The sequence below is a fragment of the Sphingomonas sp. Ant H11 genome, assembly GCF_000797515.1.
In the GTDB taxonomy this organism is placed as follows: Bacteria; Pseudomonadota; Alphaproteobacteria; order Sphingomonadales; family Sphingomonadaceae; genus Sphingomonas.
Genome location: NZ_JSBN01000063.1, coordinates 66,988 through 82,755, shown reverse-complemented (window position 1 = coordinate 82,755; position 15,768 = coordinate 66,988). Strand labels below are relative to the sequence as shown.

General features: G+C 63.9%; 14 protein-coding genes. 13 read left to right on the top strand and 1 reads right to left on the bottom strand.

What is annotated here, in order from left to right; translation table 11 throughout:
• The first annotated feature begins 190 nt into the window (after positions 1-190).
• From NW75_RS13025 to NW75_RS22970, 7 genes are all read left to right on the top strand, one after another.
• Positions 191-1,120, top strand: coding sequence for a phage capsid protein (locus tag NW75_RS13025; protein ID WP_033965623.1), 930 nt, complete (start codon positions 191-193; stop codon positions 1,118-1,120).
• Between the two features lie 56 nt (positions 1,121-1,176).
• Positions 1,177-1,617 carry a hypothetical protein gene (locus NW75_RS13020; RefSeq protein WP_033965622.1) on the top strand — a complete coding sequence of 147 codons (441 nt, stop codon included), beginning with the start codon at positions 1,177-1,179 and terminating at the stop codon, positions 1,615-1,617.
• 118 nt (positions 1,618-1,735) lie between these two features.
• Positions 1,736-1,933, top strand: coding sequence for a hypothetical protein (locus NW75_RS13015; RefSeq protein WP_033965621.1), 198 nt, complete (start codon positions 1,736-1,738; stop codon positions 1,931-1,933).
• A gap of 8 nt (positions 1,934-1,941) precedes the next feature.
• Positions 1,942-2,574 carry a hypothetical protein gene (locus NW75_RS13010; protein WP_033965619.1) on the top strand — a complete coding sequence of 211 codons (633 nt, stop codon included), beginning with the start codon at positions 1,942-1,944 and terminating at the stop codon, positions 2,572-2,574.
• A complete protein-coding gene (locus NW75_RS13005; RefSeq protein WP_033965618.1) occupies positions 2,574-4,799 on the top strand; it encodes a hypothetical protein in 2,226 nt (741 codons plus the stop codon). The genes NW75_RS13010 and NW75_RS13005 overlap by 1 nt, the downstream gene beginning before the upstream one ends.
• Positions 4,796-5,311, top strand: a complete 516-nt coding sequence (locus NW75_RS13000) for a hypothetical protein (RefSeq protein WP_033965617.1) — start codon at positions 4,796-4,798, stop codon at positions 5,309-5,311. The genes NW75_RS13005 and NW75_RS13000 overlap by 4 nt, the downstream gene beginning before the upstream one ends.
• Positions 5,311-5,784 (top strand): hypothetical protein, encoded by a 474-nt coding sequence (locus NW75_RS22970; RefSeq protein ID WP_052192392.1) that lies wholly within the window; start codon positions 5,311-5,313, stop codon positions 5,782-5,784. Before NW75_RS13000 ends, NW75_RS22970 begins: the two co-directional genes overlap by 1 nt.
• Before the next feature lie 71 nt (positions 5,785-5,855).
• Here NW75_RS22970 and NW75_RS12990 read toward each other — a convergent pair whose 3' ends face one another.
• The gene (locus tag NW75_RS12990) at positions 5,856-6,350 is read right to left on the bottom strand and encodes a hypothetical protein (protein WP_033965616.1); all 495 of its coding nucleotides are present in this window, start codon (positions 6,348-6,350) and stop codon (positions 5,856-5,858) included.
• A 188-nt stretch (positions 6,351-6,538) separates the two neighbouring features.
• Here NW75_RS12990 and NW75_RS22965 point away from each other — a divergent pair, with 188 nt between their 5' ends.
• The 6 genes from NW75_RS22965 to NW75_RS25195 all read left to right on the top strand — a co-directional run bounded on the left by NW75_RS22965 (position 6,539) and on the right by NW75_RS25195 (position 15,763).
• Complete coding sequence (locus NW75_RS22965; RefSeq protein ID WP_081988755.1) at positions 6,539-7,267, top strand: BRO-N domain-containing protein; 729 nt, start codon at positions 6,539-6,541, stop codon at positions 7,265-7,267.
• Positions 7,264-7,494: a hypothetical protein gene (locus NW75_RS12980; RefSeq protein WP_033965615.1), complete on the top strand. Its 231-nt coding sequence runs from the start codon at positions 7,264-7,266 to the stop codon at positions 7,492-7,494. The genes NW75_RS22965 and NW75_RS12980 overlap by 4 nt, the downstream gene beginning before the upstream one ends.
• Before the next feature lie 266 nt (positions 7,495-7,760).
• Positions 7,761-9,749, top strand: coding sequence for a hypothetical protein (locus NW75_RS12975; protein ID WP_033965614.1), 1,989 nt, complete (start codon positions 7,761-7,763; stop codon positions 9,747-9,749).
• A gap of 455 nt (positions 9,750-10,204) precedes the next feature.
• Positions 10,205-13,243, top strand: coding sequence for a glycosyl hydrolase 108 family protein (locus NW75_RS12970; RefSeq protein ID WP_197057806.1), 3,039 nt, complete (start codon positions 10,205-10,207; stop codon positions 13,241-13,243).
• Positions 13,240-15,285: a hypothetical protein gene (locus tag NW75_RS12965; protein WP_033965612.1), complete on the top strand. Its 2,046-nt coding sequence runs from the start codon at positions 13,240-13,242 to the stop codon at positions 15,283-15,285. Before NW75_RS12970 ends, NW75_RS12965 begins: the two co-directional genes overlap by 4 nt.
• Positions 15,248-15,763, top strand: coding sequence for a hypothetical protein (locus NW75_RS25195; RefSeq protein ID WP_197057805.1), 516 nt, complete (start codon positions 15,248-15,250; stop codon positions 15,761-15,763). Before NW75_RS12965 ends, NW75_RS25195 begins: the two co-directional genes overlap by 38 nt.
• Positions 15,764-15,768 lie beyond the last annotated feature (5 nt).

The window sequence follows — 15,768 nt, the reverse complement described above, 5'->3', positions numbered from 1 at the left end:
GTGAGATTTCACGATCGGCCTCGGGGGAGCCGCTCCCAATCCCCCGGCTAAGTCCTGGCCTAGCCTCGTCGCCCCGGGCCCCACGCTGGATGGCGTCGCCGATCGCGGGCGTTAAACGATAGAGCGGCCGGGCCTGCGTGCCCCCTAGCCCTTCGAAATCGGATCAAACCTTTTTCGCGAGGGCCATCCCATGGCTGATACAGTCAACACAACTGCAAATTATGAGTTCGCGAACAACCTCGAACTCAAGCTCCAATCGAACAAGGCCGTCCTTTGGGACACCTGTGAAGAACAGGATTGCACCAGCGCCGAGAAGGAAACGGTCAAGGATCTGATCGGCGACACTGACCCGGAAGAAGCAGACGAGCGCTTCGCCGATCTGAAGGAAACCGATCCCGGCCATGATCGCGTCTGGATCGTCAAGCCGAACGAGCTTTATTTCAACAAGTTCGTTGATGGAGCCGACCAGCTCGCAACCAAAATCAGCCTCGACGGCGGGTATACGATGGCTGCCATGGCGACGATCAATCGCGCACAGGACAGCCGTGTGCTGGAAGGCGCGTACGGTCCGATCATCTCGGGCAAGGATGGCACGACATCGACGCCATTTCCGGCAGGCCAGATCATTCCGGTCGGCACCGGCGCAGCGGCCGGTGCAGTCGGCATGAATGTCGCAAAACTGATCGCGGCAGGCCAGCTCCTGGACCAGGGCTTCGTCGATCAGGAAGAAGACCGCTTCATGGTGATCGATGCCGTTCAGAACGCGCAGTTGCTGAGCGAAATTCCCGCGACCTCGGCCGATTTCAAAGGTGCTTATGGCGGCACCTTCGTGAAGGGGCGCATCATGTCGTTGCTCGGGTGGAATTTCGTCCACATGGAGCTGCGCAATCCACGTCTGCGCGCCTTCAAGCTCGGCCTCACGGTCGATGCCAACGGCTATACCAAGAACCCGTTCTGGACGCGCTCCGGCATTCGCAAGGGCGTGTGGCGCAAATTGCGCACGGCGATCAAGGATCAGCCGTCGAAGGTCGACACGCGCAGTGTGTTCGCTGGCACCACGGTGGCAGCGACGCGAACGCAGGCGGGCAAAGTCGGCCTCATCCTCAACAGCGAGCAGTAAAAACCCTGGGTGCGGCGTCCGGTCGCGGACGCCGCTCTCTCCATAGGAGACACAACATGGCTGATTATTATGGCCTTGAATTTGTCGGTGCGGCCGACGGTAGCCAGAACCCGCCCAAGAAGCTCGATGTTCGTATGGTTGGGGGCAAGAAGCGTCGCGTGCGCTCGACCAAGCCAGCGGTTGCGCTGGCGATTGGCGACCGCCTGTATCTGGGCAAGCTGCCGCAGGGGGCATCGCTCCATTCGATCTCGGGCATTACGGATACGTCCTTTGCCACGACGACGATTTCGATCGGCACGACGACAATCCCGGCAAAATATGTGGCCGCGAAGACCCTGACTGCGACCGATGCTCCCACGCCGCTCGGCCCCAAGGCGTCGGCCTTCGTGCTGGATCCCAACACGGTCGATGAAGACCTTTGGGCCACCTTTGGCGTCGCCGATATCGGAGCGGGCGTCATCGCCGGTTTCGACATCGAATATACGACCGCGAACTAGCGGCCACGAGCTCGGCCTGACCTGTGGTGGCGTCATGGCCCGAGGCCGGGGTGGTGGCCGATCTCCACCACCCCGGTAACCGCAGACACTTCCGTCAACCAAGACAAGGGAACGATCGATGGCCCAGGTCAAACTGACAATCCAGCGCGGCAAGAACACCCTGAAGGACATCACCGTCGCGGCAGGCACGGCGGAAGCGCAGAGCGACACGATGTCGCTCAACATCGATTTCACCAAGATCAGCAAGGGCGATGCCCTGATGATGATCGAGGCGCTCGAACAGAAAATCTTCGCGTCCAAATGGCCGCTGCTGTGAGCTGATCGATGGCGGATTACGTCTCTATCGCCAATTTGGCGGCCTCCGGTATTGGCGAGGACGATCAGCTTCGGTCGATCGACGACGACACGCATCTGTCGCGTTCGATAAAGGCAGTATGGGATATCGAGCGGCGCGCGGTAATCCGCGCCCATACCTGGAATTTCGCGATGCGGCGGCAGCAACTTGCCGCACTCGCTCTCGACGAAGTGCCGTTCCCGTGGGGCGCATCGTTCAAAATGCCTGCGGACAGCGTGCGCCTGGTCGAGGTGCTGGGCCGCGCGGCAAGCGCCAATCGCCGCGATTACCAGCTCGAGGGCAATTGCATCCTCAGCAACAGCACCGGGCCGCTGCCAATCCGCTATCTGGCGGATGTCGAGGAACCGGCCCTGTGGGATGATCTGTTCGTGGTCGTCTTTGCGCGCCGCCTCGGTTGGGCGATTGCCGATCGCATCACTGGTGACCGGGGGCGCAAGGATGATGCGTTTCGAACGTATCGCGAAGCGTTGTCGGATGCGCGCCGTGTCGATGCGCGCGAAAATCCGCAGATCGTGTGGGAGCCTACCGACTGGGAACTGGCGCGTACCAGCGGCGCGGCGCGCGGGCCGCTTTATGGAAATTCTCCCTGGATTTGGCCCTGATGACGCTGCAGCGCCCAATCGCAACCAGCTTCAACGGCGGCGAGCTTTCGCCGCGCATGGGTGGCCGTGTCGACACGGCGATCTGGTCCGTCGGCATGGACACGTGCGAGAACTTCGTGCCCACGGTCGAGGGGGCGTTGGTGAAGCGGCCGGGCTTTGAATATATCCGGCCTGCCGCGCCGACCGCGCAGTGGGTGACCGAGTTCCGCTTCAACCTCACGCAGGATTATGTGATCGAGTGGAGCGACTATCGCCTCCGCTTCTACACCAATGGCGGCCGGATCGAGACCGCGCCGGGCGTGCCCTATGAAGTGATCGTGCCCTATACGGCGGCGGAAGCGCCCTATGTGTCGTTCCAGCAAAGCTACGATCGGCTATATCTCGACCACGAAAACCATCCGCCCGCACGCCTGACGCGCACCGGTGCCGAAACCTTCGTCTACGATGTCGCGCCACTGGTGAACGGTCCGTTTGCCGATCAGAATGTCGACGAAACGCGGACGGTGACCGTCAGTGCCGCGACCGGTGCGGGCATCACGCTTTCCGCGTCCAGCGCGATTTTTCTCGCCGGGCATGTCGGCGCGCCGTTCAAGATCGAGGCCGCGGATTTCTCGACCATTCCCGCATGGGAAGTCGGCATTGATGGCGTTGCCGTTGGCAGCAAGCGTCGCTCGGACGGCAAGGTCTATGTCGCGGCATCGGCCGGGCGCACCGGAACCAGCCAGCCGATCCACACCAGCGGGACCGAGTGGGACGGTAGCCAGAGCGGCACCGACATCAACGGCAAGGGCCCGTTCGGTGTGCGGTGGACCTATCTGCACGATCGCTATGGCACGGTGATGATTACCGCCATCGCGGGCGATGGCTTCTCGGCAACGGCGGACGTGGTGCGGCGCTTGCCCGACAGCCTTACCACCGTGCCGAGCTTCCGCTGGTCCCATGCGGCCTTCAGTGCGGCGGCCGGCTGGCCCAGCGTCGTGCTGGCCAATGGCGGTCGGCTTTGCCACTTCAAGCAATTCGAATTGCTGGCGAGCGTCGCAGGCGATTATCTCAACCACATCACCACCACGTCGAGCGGGCTGCTGGCAGGCGACCTGGCCTTTCGGCGGACGCTTTCGACCGAGGATCCCATCCTGTGGGCGGTGGGGGATCGCAAGATCGTCGTCGGCACGGCGAGCCGCGAGATCGCGATCGGCGCGATCAACAGCGCGCAGGCGATCGGCGGCGATAATATCGAGGCGGTGCCGCAAAGCTTTTATGGCAGCGACCGCGTGTTCCCGCTGCAGATCGGCACCACCGGCATCTTCGTCCAGCGCGGCGGCCGGAAACTCCGCCAGGCGCAATATGATTTCGGGCAGGATCGCTACATCGCCGAAAACATGACGGTGTGGTGCCGCCACATCACGCGCGGCGGCGTGCTGCAGCTCGCCTATCAGAAGGAACCCGAGGAACTGCTGTTCGGCGTGCGCGGCGATGGGCAGATGCTCGTCCACCCGCACGCGCCCGAGCAGCAAATCAAGGGCTTCTCGCGCATCATCCATGGCGATGGTGCGGTGCTGAGCGCGACGACGATCGCCAGTGCCGATGGCAAGCGCGATGAAGTGTGGGCGCTCGTGCGCCGGGCGGACGGCGTAAAGAGCGTGCAGCGCATGGCCGCCTGGCGCGACGATGGCGATCCGATTTCCGCCGCATTTTTCGTCGATAGCGGCACGACGGCAACGGCGGCAGCCGGGCAAACGCATTTCACCGGCGCGACCCAGCTTGCCAACCGCGCCGTCGCGGTGCTGGCGGAAGGCGGCGTGATCGACGGGATAACCGTCGCGGCGGATGGCAGCTTCGACATTCCGGAAAGCGTCGTGCCGCAGGACCGGGCCTACACCATCACCGTCGGCATACCCTATACCGCAACCGTCGTCACACTGCCGCCCGAACTGAAATCGCAGACTGGCACATCGCAGGGCGTGCGCCAGCGGATCGTGCGGCTGGCCTTGCGATTGATCGAAACGGCGGGCCTCAAGATCGGCGTCCAGGGCGGCAAGCTCGACAATCTGATCGATCGCCCCAGCGCGGGCTATATGGACGCGCCCGTGCCGCTGTTCACCGGCGATACCGAGCGACCGGTCAGCGGCGGATGGGATCGCAGCGGTCGCGCGACCTTCACATCGTCGCAGCCATTGCCAGCGGTGATCGTCGCGGCGCTCCCCAAGATCGAGGTGACGGGATGACGGTATCGTTTCGCCCGATGCGCGCGCCGGACGCGATGACGATCGAGCGCCAGCCGTCGCAGCGCGTGCAGCTCGGCCTCAACAGCGTAATGACGATCGAGGCGGCGGCTGACCTGGCCGAAGGCGGCGAGGCATGGACGGCGTGGCGCGGCGATAGCCCGATCGCCTGTGTCGGCCTGCGCGAGACCTTTCCCGGCGTGCAGGCGGTTGCCTGGGCAATCCTCAGTCGCGGCCTTGGCGGCGACTATGTGGCGATTACGCGCTTTACCCGGCGTCGCATCGCCGCCAGCCTGTATCGCCGGATCGAAGCGATCTGCATCGCGGCAATCGATGCCGAGGCGATCCTGCTGTCGTTTCCGGGGCTAGACCCCGCGCAGTTGCTCGAGGCGGTGCTGTGCGTGAAGGGGCCGCAAGTGCGCTGGGCCGAGGCGCTTGGCCTTGTGCCGACGCATGTGCTGCGCAAATTCGGCGCGGCCTCCGAAACGCATATCCTGTGCGAGAGGATCGCCTGATGGTGCAGGCGGTCCAGGCGGCGGGTAGCCTTATCAGCGGTGTCGCCAGTTATGAAACCGGAAAATACAATCGCGACCTATCAAACACGATGGCGACCGAGGCCGAGCGGGACGGCGCGGTCACCGAAGGCCGGGTGCGCGATGCTGCGCGCCAGGCGATCGGCCAGCAAGTGGCCGCACAGGGCGCGAACGGGTTTCAACAGGGCACCGGTTCCGCACTCGACGCGCTGACGCAAAGCCAGATCAACGCCACCTTGGATGCGCTGACCGTGCGGCGGCAGGCGGCCGCCAAAGCGCGCGGCCTGCGCATCCAGGGCGCGCAAGCCTATTCGGCGGGGGCCAATGCGCTGACGCAGGGCATGTTCGGCGCGGCGGCGCATGGGGTCGACTGGGCGAACAGCAACAAGGGGAATTCAGGCGGCGGCGCATCGGGCAATGCCTATGGCGTTTCCGGTTCGGACGGCATCGTCTGAGGGCGCAGGAACAAGACTCGATCTCGTTAGCAGCGAATTGTTGTGCTGAAAGCGGGGGTGTGATGCGTGGCCTATTCGGCCTGGCACGCCGGAAGATTCATACTTTCCGGTGCGCGTCTATATTCGATAATGCAAGAAGTTGCACGTTCACGAGCACCGACTTCCCATCGGGTCATGAGGGCGGCGGTGTCGTAATCGCCGAACGTCTTTACTTGCTCATAGGTCGCCAAATACAGATCGGTGTGTTGTTTGCTGCACATAGGCTCTGCGGCTTTCGCCAACGGTTCAGCAAATTCATTTGGCTGGGACATGGCCAAATCCAAGGCGTTCAGCAAAACACAATTATCGTAAATCACGTTCGCCTGCACGCGAGCCCGAAGCACAGCGGTTTGGCGTTGGATTTGAGATTTCACCCGCTCAATGGTCACGTCCAGCCTCTGCTTCATGCCGCTATCGACATGTCCACCTGCGGCGAAAACAATGGCCAACGCTATAAACACATCGGTCCCCTTGATTGTCGAGTCGCGCTCACTTATAGCAGCGCTCGGCTGGTAAATCCCAGCCAAGGGATTGAGACCCCTGTATCCAAAGGCGCAGCCCGCGCCACACGCCCCGTGTGGGCGCGGTTTTTTATGGTCGGGCGTGTCGCGAGCACCGAAAGGTGCGCCGTTCCTTTGGCGGTAGTCTCAATCGTGGCACGTCCGGCCACCAGCATTGAGGCGCTGCGGCCGGACGTTTTCAAAGGAAAGCGTCCATGAACACTGCACTTATGTCATATCAGTTTGAAGAAGAGCCGGTCCGCGTCGTGATGATCCTCGGAGACCCGTGGTTCGTTGCGAGCGATCTGGCGAGGGCACTGGGATACTCCCATGCGCCCCACATGGCCCGCGTGCTGCACGACGACGAAAAGGGTGTCCACATCGTGGACACCCCTGGTGGGCCGCAGGAAATGAACATCATTTCCGAAAGCGGCATGTATGCGGCGGTGTTCAAGTCGCGCCGCGAGGAAGCCGAGCGGTTCCGCAAGTGGGTGACCAGCGTCGTGCTGCCGTCGATCCGCAAGACGGGCAGCTTCGAAATGCCCGGATATGAACCACCGCCCCAGATCGCGCTGGATCATGACCCGATCCGGCTCAATGCCGGGGTTGCGGTCGTGCGCGAGGCGCGCCGCCTGTTCGGGCCGGAAGCGGCGCGCAGCGTGTGGACGCAGGTCGGCCTGCCTGCCCCGATCGTCGGCGCGGTCGCGCTGTTCAGCGGCGACAATCTCGCCGAGCCGCTCAAGGCATGGCTGGAGGATAAGACCGAGACGACTGCCGTCTGGGCGGCGCGCGGCATCGGCCTGACCGATATTGACCGGATGACGACGACGCGCATCTCCGCACTGCTGCGCCTGTTCGGCTGGGTGCGGCACGAGAGCAAGCGCGATGGCGTGAAGGTCAACCTCTGGTTCCGGCCCGATGCGGCCCCGGCCGGTGCGAAATGAGCGCGCTCAGCGACATCCGGTCCTCCCGCGACCAGGAGGACAAGGCCAATGTCGCCGTCGGCGCGATGGTCTGCCTGCAGCACCTCATCTCGGGGCAGGCCAGCAACACGATGATCGACGCGGAGCCGCTCGCCAACCTGCTCGACCTTGTGTTCAGCGCCGCGCGCGATGCGATCCCGAACGGGTGGCCCAAACATGGCCGTGCCGTCAACGATGAGGACCAGTGAGACTTGACGAAAAGGGCGTGTCGTGAGAGGGAGCGACAAGCGTCGGCCTAGCCTCGATACGCCCCGACCCCCATGCTGGACTGCATCGCCGATCGCGGGCGTTAAACGATAGAGCGGCCGGGCCTGTGTGCCCCCTAGCCCTTCGAAATCGGTCAACCCCGTTTCGATTGGTCAGCCGTGTCTTTAGCGCTCTGCATCCCAGCTAAGATCGACCTTGTGGTCAGCGCCGCGCGCCATCCTGTTCCTGCACGCGATGGTCGGTCCTGATGGCGCAGGAACAAATCTATCAACCACAGGTCGCGCCGGGCAATACGGCTGGCATTCCCTTGGCACAGCCGCAGGATTTCGGCGCGGGCGTTGGCCAGGGCATTGGGCAGCTTGGCGGCGCGCTGGAGCAAGGGAAAAAGATCGACCGCCAACTCCGTGCCGATGAGCAGGCGACGACGGCGGCGTCCAACCTTGCGCGCGTGCGGCTGGCGCTTGACGAACAGCGCAATACCGCGCGCGCGAACGCCGCGCCGCTGGCTGCGGGCCATGCGCAGGCGATGGCGGACAGTTTCGATGCCGCCACGCAGGATATTACTGCGGGCATCACCGACACTCGCGTGCGTCGATCGATCGAAGCCCAAATTCAGGAACAGCGCGCATCCTTTGTTGGAAATGAGGATGCGTGGCAGGCAGCGACAGCGGCCAAGGAAAGCGTCGGCAACATCCGTGAAACGGGCAACCGCTGGTCGGCGTTCGTCCGCACCAGCGCCGATCCTGATGCTTACGTCACGGCGACCAAGGCGATCGATGGGCTGATCGACAGTCAGCAAGGGATCGGTGAATATCGGGAGCCGGTGCGGCGCGAACTGCACGCACAACTTGCGATGGCGGCAGGCCAGCGACTACAGGATACCAATCCGAAGGCATTGGTGGTGGCGCTCGACAGTGGCCACTTCAACGACGTGCTGGATGGCCAGCAGATCGACCGCCTGCGCGATGGCGCACAGGTCGAAATCCGTCGTAACGACGCAATCTTGCAACACCAGATCGCGCTGCAAAAGGCCGCGACCAACGAGGCGATTGCGACGGCCAAAGCGCAACAGGCGGCCGGGATCGTCGTGCCCGATGCGGTGCTCGATCAGCTTGCCCAGGCGGCGCGCGCCAATGGCGATACCAGCAACGCAACCGAACTGAGCGCGCTGCGCATCCGCAATGGCGTCAATCGTGAGACACAGGGATGGGTGCCGCAGCAATATGATGCCGATATGGCGCGGCTGCGCGCGCTGGGGCCGAAGGCATCGCCCGACGATCAGGTCCGGCTCCATGCGCTCGAGACGATCGCGCCCGGCCGCAAGCAACAGTTCGAGCACGACCCCGGCCAATGGGCAGCGATCAACGGCACGCCACCTCCGCCGCTCGACTTTGCGGACCCGGCCACCTGGGCGGCCCGGCGGCAATGGCAAAAGACGGTCAGCAAGGCAGCGGGCCAGCCCGTGCCGTTCCTGCAGCCCGCCGAGGTCAACCAGCAAAAGGCCATTTTCGCCAGCGGTGACAAAGGGCGGCTGCAGGTGATCGACACGATCGCGCCGCTTGGCGGCCGCGATGCCTTGCAGGCGATGCGCCAGATCGCACCCGATGATGCGGTGGCACAGCGCCTTGTCGGCTTGCCGATGATCTACCGGGCGAGTGCCGCCAGCGGTGCGGCTGCGCGCCAGGCCGACCGATCGCTGATCGACGACATGAAGCCGGATGGATCGGGCAGACTGGCGCTGCAAAAGTACAACACCGATGTGGCACCGGCGCTCGCCCGGTTCGCGCCGCAGGATGCGAACGCCGCGCGCGAGATCGGGGGGAATCTGTACGCCGATTGGGCGCGCGCGCACGGCGTCCATACCTTCAATCCCAGTCAATATGGCACTTTCCTGCAAGTGGCCGTCGGCGGTGTGCCCGACGGGCAAGGCGTGTTTCATGGCGGCATCGGCTATTGGAACAATGTGCCGGTCAAGCTTCCGGCGGAACAAAGCCAGGCGCAGTTCGAAAAGGTGCTCAGCTCGCTCAAATGGAGCGATGATCCGAAGGTGCCACGCCCGGTCTATTCGGACCATAAGACGACGATCACGCCGCAGGTGTTGCGCAGCTATGTGCCGGTCGCCCGCAGCGACGGGTTTTACGAGTTTCATGGGCCGGGCGGCATCGTCGTCGCCTCGAACACTGGCGGCATTTTCAAGCTCGACCTGGGGTATCTTGGCCGGAAGTACCTCAAGTGACCGACCAGCGCGGCCCTTTCATCTCCGATGCGCCCGTCGTCGAACTCGCGCCGAAGTCTCCCGATGCGCCGGTATCGGCCAGCGAGATCATGGGAGCGCATTGGACGCTATCCCGACAGGATGACCTCCAGGCACCAAAGACGGCGGAGGATGAGGCTTACAAGCCAATTGTTGAAGCTCTGCGTGGGCCCAGAGCGTACTCGCTTCTGGACAATTTGCTGCATACGAGCCCCTATCAGAACCCGAGCGCGCCTATGGACGATCCGTCGCCATATGACCGCAATAAGATATGGCGGGATATCGCTGAGCGGCGTGCTGCCGACCCTACTTTCCTTGCTAACGTTCCAGCCGCTAATCCAAGGCAATTTTCGGATTGGGTCCACGCCGAGGAACTGAAGCGTCGGCACACCGCGCAGAATGTCGTTGGTCGACAATCTGGTTGGACGCAGGGCGCATTGGGTTTTGTAAGCGATGTCGTATCGGGTCTCGCCGACCCGATCAACGCAATGACGCTGCCAATAGGCGGCGGCGGAAAAACGATCCTGCAGACAATGGGTCGCGAAGCGCTGGTAAACTCCTTGACCGAGGCGGCAGAGCTTCCGGTGATCTCGCGCAATCGAGCCGAGATGGGTGAACATATGTCGGTAGGCGACATGGTCACCGATGTCGGTACGGCAGCAATCGGCGGCGCATTGCTGCCCGGCGGCCTTCACGTTGCTGGCAAGGCGCTCGATGCGGGTGGCAAGGCCCTTGGAGCGGCAGGCCGCGCCATTGCCGGGACCGACATCGGGCAAGCCGTTGGGCGCACCGTGGCACCGCTGGCACTGCGCACCGCCGATCTGGGCAAGGTGAGCGATGGCGAGGTTGCGGCGGCCTTCAGCAAGGCTGTCCCAGCCGAAGTGCGCACGCCCGACCAGCAAGCCGCCTTGCACGTGATCGACCGGCAGAGCGAGATCGACGCGATCAACCCCTATGTCGACACGCCAACGGCGCGCGACGTTCATGCCGACCGGCTACAGTCCGCGCTTGCGACCCTCGCCCAGGCAGGCGATCCCGATGGCATCGCGCCCGCACTCGCACCGCGCTCCCCCGTTTCACAGACTGTTTCACGAGAAACCGTAGCGACGGCGTTAACACCGGACCGCGTCATCGGATTTGTGTTGCATGATCTGGAAGGCGGCAACGCCGTCGTCCACTATTCGCAAGCAGACGGCGGAACGACCAAATTCGGCATCGCGCAGAAGTTTAACCCTGGTGTCGATGTCGCCAATCTGTCGGAAGCGGAAGCGCGGGCAATCGCGCATCGTAAATATTGGTTGCCCGAATTTGACCATGTGGATCCCCGCACGGCGGCGGTCGCCTTTGATGCGCAATATATCGGCGGTGCGGGAGAGCGCATCCTGCGGGAAAGCGGCGGTGATCCGGCGCGCGCGATCGAGGCATACCGCACCTATCTTAATCATCTGGCGGACACTGTTCCGGGCAAGGAAAAGTTTCGACGCGGCTGGAACAATCGCGTCGACAAGCTGGCAGCATTGATCGGCGGAGACGAACGTCTCGCGTTGCGACCGGATGTGAGCGGCGATGGTGATGCAGTCGCGGCATCGCAACGTGCGATTGATGACGCGGAAACCGAGGCGCGCATTGCCGCCTTTGAGCGCGATCGAGCAATGGGAAATACTCCCGAGGCCCTGCCCCCCGAACCGCGTATGGCAAGCGCGGCTGATATCGGACCGCTGGAGCGCAGCGGCATCGATCCACAGACGTACGGCGGGAATATTGCGAATGGCGATGGCGCTACGCCGCAACCGCTCCCGCCACGCACCAATCTCCCGGATGCGCCGGTCGCCAACGATGTGGACATCCGCAACGCCGTGCGCGCCTATGTCACGCAAACGCGCGAGAGCCTGAAGCCTGAAATCATGGCCGAGCGGCTGGGGATCGAACGCGATGCCGTCAAGGCCGCGCTCAACGCCATTGCCGATCTTCCCGGCATCGGGTTGCGGCAGCGGCGGCCGGGTGTCTTCGCGCGGCAACAGGATGCCGCGCCGCGCGATTTGCTCGGCTTCCTGGCGGACCATGGCGGCATTCGTAACGACGAGGGCCATGATCTGATCAAGGGCCGCAATCTGCCGCGCGTCGCGCCGAGTGGTGGCGTGCTGATCCGCAGCAAGGGCATGAGCATCGACCGCGCGCGCGAGCTGGCAGCGGAGGCGGGATATTTCCACGATGCCCCGCCCGAGCTGGGCGGAGACCATATCACCGAAGACGATATGCTCCAGCTGATCGAACATGCCGTTTCGACGCCGCATTATGCGCGGGGCGACCTGGAAACCGCGACCGCGCGCGAAGTGGCACGCGCGCGGCAAACGCAGTTCGCGGCGGCGCGCGAAACCATCGCGAACACGCTGGATACACATGGCATCGCCTTCACCCCGGTCGAGCATTTGCGCGCCGCGGATTGGGTCGCGAGTGGCGAGCTGACACCGGAAGCGGCGATTGCCCGCGTGGTGAACGAACATGCTCGCGACGCCCTTGACGCATTCGCACAGGAAGCGGAGAATACGCGCTATGCCGACCTCGCCGACGAATTCGAACACACTCTCGCAGCGCGCGATCACGGCGCTGGAGGAGGCGTCGACCAATCCGGCATTTCCAGCGGACTTGCGGGCGGAGGGCGCGCGCGCGGCGAGCAACCTGGCGGCGCTGCAGCGGATGCTCGCGAAGAAGCCGGACTAAACGGCCCGGTCCTGGCGGAAGCGCCGGGGCCATCCCTCGACGATCCCAACGGCCCGGCCGGAAAGGCGATTGCCGAAAGCCTGACGCATGACGTTAAGGCTCAGATCGCCGAAGACGTTGCCTTCACCACCGCCAAAGGTTCCACCTATCTCGTGCATTCGGACGGTTCCACGTCCCGGGACAAGTCGTTTCACCCAGAGCACGGCGCGAAGGATCAAGGGCCGCAACCACGATCACAGGCTACGATTTATGTCAGCGCTAGCGATGCTGTAAAATTAGCTGAATTTCAGGCGCAAGGCGGGCCCAAGGTTGCGATCGCCGTGACAAGCGATGGCCGGTGGGGTGTCAAATACCTCGAGGGTAAAGATGTTGGTCGGTTTGAGCGCCGCACAGTCGTGGCGGCGTTCAAACAACCCGCCGTCGGCCTTACTCCAGTCGAGATCTGGAAGGATGGCGAGAGGGTGCATTTTGGTAACGAGATTACAGAAATACGCCGAGGTAGAGATCAACATGCTGCAGCGCTCGACCCCAACTTCCCAGCGCGGGAACGCCAGCGAGCCCAATTGAAGGCTGATAGCCCGATCCGCGCCAAGACGGATCAGGAAAGCACGATCGGTGCGCCGCTGTTCGATGCGGTCGATCAGGGCAATATGTTCCGTCTGGAGGAAGGCGGCCCGCTGCGATCGGCAGAGGACGTGCTGCGCGAACTCGACGCGGATGATGCGGCAATCAAGGCGGCGAGGAACTGTCTATGAGCCTGGACCGCTGCATCCCCGGCATGGTCGAGCGTGGGGAAATCACGCCCGAAAAGGGCCGCGAAATGGCCGGGCTCTATGGGGAGCTTGAGCAGCAATTCCGCCGCCAGTTTGGCGACCAGGCGGCGGCGGCGATGGCAACCGATGCCACCTTGAAGGCGCTCGAGGCGGATGCGATCCGCAAACGGCGCGTGGCGCTGGCCCAGGTGCAGGCGCAAAAGGCCGCGCTCAAGAATATGGCGAGCTATGGTGGCGGTCGCGATGGCGGCCCGATCGACCCCAAGGGGGCGGTGGCCATGTTCGCGCCCGACCCGAAAGCGGGCTATTCCAGCGTGGAGGGGCGCAGGCGCGCGATCCGGGCGCGCAGCCATGCGATGATGTCCGAAGTGCTGGCGAAGCACCACACCGGCATTGTGGGCGAAGTCCGCGACAAGGCCGGGCTGGAGCAGCTCGTGCGGGAACGCTTCGGCGAGGACACCGGATCGGCGAGCGCGCGGCAATTGTCCGATGCGTTCGAGCGTACCTCCGAAATGCTGCGCACCCGCGCCAATGCCGCTGGCGCATCGATCGGCAAGCTGGAAAAATGGGGGCTCCCCCAGGCGCACGATACGCGGGCGGTGCGCGCGGCCGGGTTCGACGCCTGGCGCGCGGAGATCGCCCCCCGCCTCGATCGGACCCGGATGCTCGACCAGCGCACCGGCATGCCCTTTTCGGAAGCGGGGTTCGAACTGGCGCTGCGCGACGTGTTCGAAACCATCCGCACCGATGGCTGGAACAAGCGGACGGCCGGGCAGGGCAGCGGGCGCGGTGCCCTTGCCAACCAGCTCGGCGAAAGCCGCTTCCTCGTGTTCAAATCGGCCGACGACTGGATGGCCTATCAGGCGAAATTCGGCGTCGGATCGGCCTTCGATGCGATGATGGGGCATATCGACGGCATGTCGCGCGACATCGCGTTGATGGAGGTGCTCGGGCCAAACCCGAATGCGACGGTCGGCTGGATCAAGGATACGATCCAGAAATCCGCCGCGCTCGACACCGCCTCGCATAGCAAGGCGACCGATCGCGCGTTCGCGGCGACCAAGCAAATCGACCGTTACCACGATGAAATTACCGGCGTGGCCGGGCGGCCTGAAAATCGCACGATCGCTTTGGGGTTCAGTGCGGTGCGATCGATCGAGACCGCCGCGAAGCTGGGCGGTGCGATGCTGTCGGCGGTGCCAACCGACCCGGCCTTCGGGCTGGTGACGCGCAAGTTTAACGGCCTGCCGGCCGCTGGAATGCTGCGCGATTACGTCAAGCTGTTCCGGCCTGGCGCGCAGGCAGACCAGGAACTTGCGGTGCGCCTGACCGGTATTGCCGAGGAATGGGCCAAGCGCGCAGGCGGGCAGCAACGCGTGCTCGGTGAAGAGCTGACCAGCGAGGTCGCCAAACGTTTGGCGGAGGGAGCGTTGCGGGTCACCGGGCTCAACCGCTTTACCGAGGCGGGGCGCTGGGCAATGGGCATGACCTTCGTCAGCCATATTACCGGCGAGCGCGGCAAGGCATTTGCCGATCTCGACGGGCCGTTTCAACGAACGCTGCAACGCTACGGCATCACGCCCGAGGGATGGGACACCATCCGTCGCACGCCGCTGGAGCGCGATGGCGGAGCCGACTGGATCAAGCCGAACAACGTCGAGGATCATGCGCTCGGCGACAAGCTGTACGAGATGATCCTGTCCGAAACCGACTATGCCGTGCCGACGCCCGATATCCGCACGCGCGCCTGGTCAACTCGGTCGCGCGAAGGGGACATGGATCGGCGAGGCCATTCGCTCGGCTGCATTGTTCAAGGGCTTTGGCGTGGGCATGATGATCATGCAGACGCGCCGGATCATGGAAGCGGCCACGCAGGGCAAGTGGAACGCGGCACGCTATGCGGCGGGGCTGTTCATCGCGACGACGATCGGCGGCGCGATCGCGCTGCAACTCAAAGCGCTGGCGGCATTCAAGGATCCACGCCCCATGCCTGCGGATGTCTTGCCGACCGAGAAGCAATTTGATCAAATTAGCCGGTGGCGGAGCGGTGAAGGGAAGCGTCCTACTCCGACCGATGCGCAGGCATTTTGGGGCGCAGCGGTCCTGCAGGGCGGCGGCTTCGGCATCTTCGGGGATTTCCTGCAGTCATCGCAGAACCGCTTTGGCGGGGGATTTCTCGGCTCGCTGGCGGGGCCGCTGTTCCAAGACGGGCAGGCCGTCTTTAATGTCGCTGGATCGCAGCACCCCGCCTGGGCCGCCGCACAGCTTGCGCGATTGGAGATCCCCGGCGGCAGCACCTGGTACGTCCGCACCGCCTTCGATCGCATGGTGATGGATCAGATCCAGGAGCAGATTGACCCCAATTATCGCCAGTCGTGGCAGCGCATGAAAAAGCGCGCCGACGACCAGCGCACGCATTTCTGGTGGGCTCCGGGTGAGACGGCACCCGGTCGCGCACCAGATTTCGAGAATGCCCTTGGCAAGGAAGGACCTCCGCAATGACCGTC

Excerpts from the sequence above, each read along its gene's own strand:
- NW75_RS13025 (WP_033965623.1), top strand. The coding sequence starts at position 191 with ATGGCTGATACAGTCAACACAACTGCAAATTATGAGTTCGCGAACAAC.
- NW75_RS13020 (WP_033965622.1), top strand. The coding sequence starts at position 1,177 with ATGGCTGATTATTATGGCCTTGAATTTGTCGGTGCGGCCGACGGTAGC.
- NW75_RS13015 (WP_033965621.1), top strand. The coding sequence starts at position 1,736 with ATGGCCCAGGTCAAACTGACAATCCAGCGCGGCAAGAACACCCTGAAG.
- NW75_RS13010 (WP_033965619.1), top strand. The coding sequence starts at position 1,942 with ATGGCGGATTACGTCTCTATCGCCAATTTGGCGGCCTCCGGTATTGGC.
- NW75_RS13005 (WP_033965618.1), top strand. The coding sequence starts at position 2,574 with ATGACGCTGCAGCGCCCAATCGCAACCAGCTTCAACGGCGGCGAGCTT.
- NW75_RS13000 (WP_033965617.1), top strand. The coding sequence starts at position 4,796 with ATGACGGTATCGTTTCGCCCGATGCGCGCGCCGGACGCGATGACGATC.
- NW75_RS22970 (WP_052192392.1), top strand. The coding sequence starts at position 5,311 with ATGGTGCAGGCGGTCCAGGCGGCGGGTAGCCTTATCAGCGGTGTCGCC.
- NW75_RS22965 (WP_081988755.1), top strand. The coding sequence starts at position 6,539 with ATGAACACTGCACTTATGTCATATCAGTTTGAAGAAGAGCCGGTCCGC.
- NW75_RS12980 (WP_033965615.1), top strand. The coding sequence starts at position 7,264 with ATGAGCGCGCTCAGCGACATCCGGTCCTCCCGCGACCAGGAGGACAAG.
- NW75_RS12975 (WP_033965614.1), top strand. The coding sequence starts at position 7,761 with ATGGCGCAGGAACAAATCTATCAACCACAGGTCGCGCCGGGCAATACG.
- NW75_RS12965 (WP_033965612.1), top strand. The coding sequence starts at position 13,240 with ATGAGCCTGGACCGCTGCATCCCCGGCATGGTCGAGCGTGGGGAAATC.
- NW75_RS25195 (WP_197057805.1), top strand. The coding sequence starts at position 15,248 with ATGCCTGCGGATGTCTTGCCGACCGAGAAGCAATTTGATCAAATTAGC.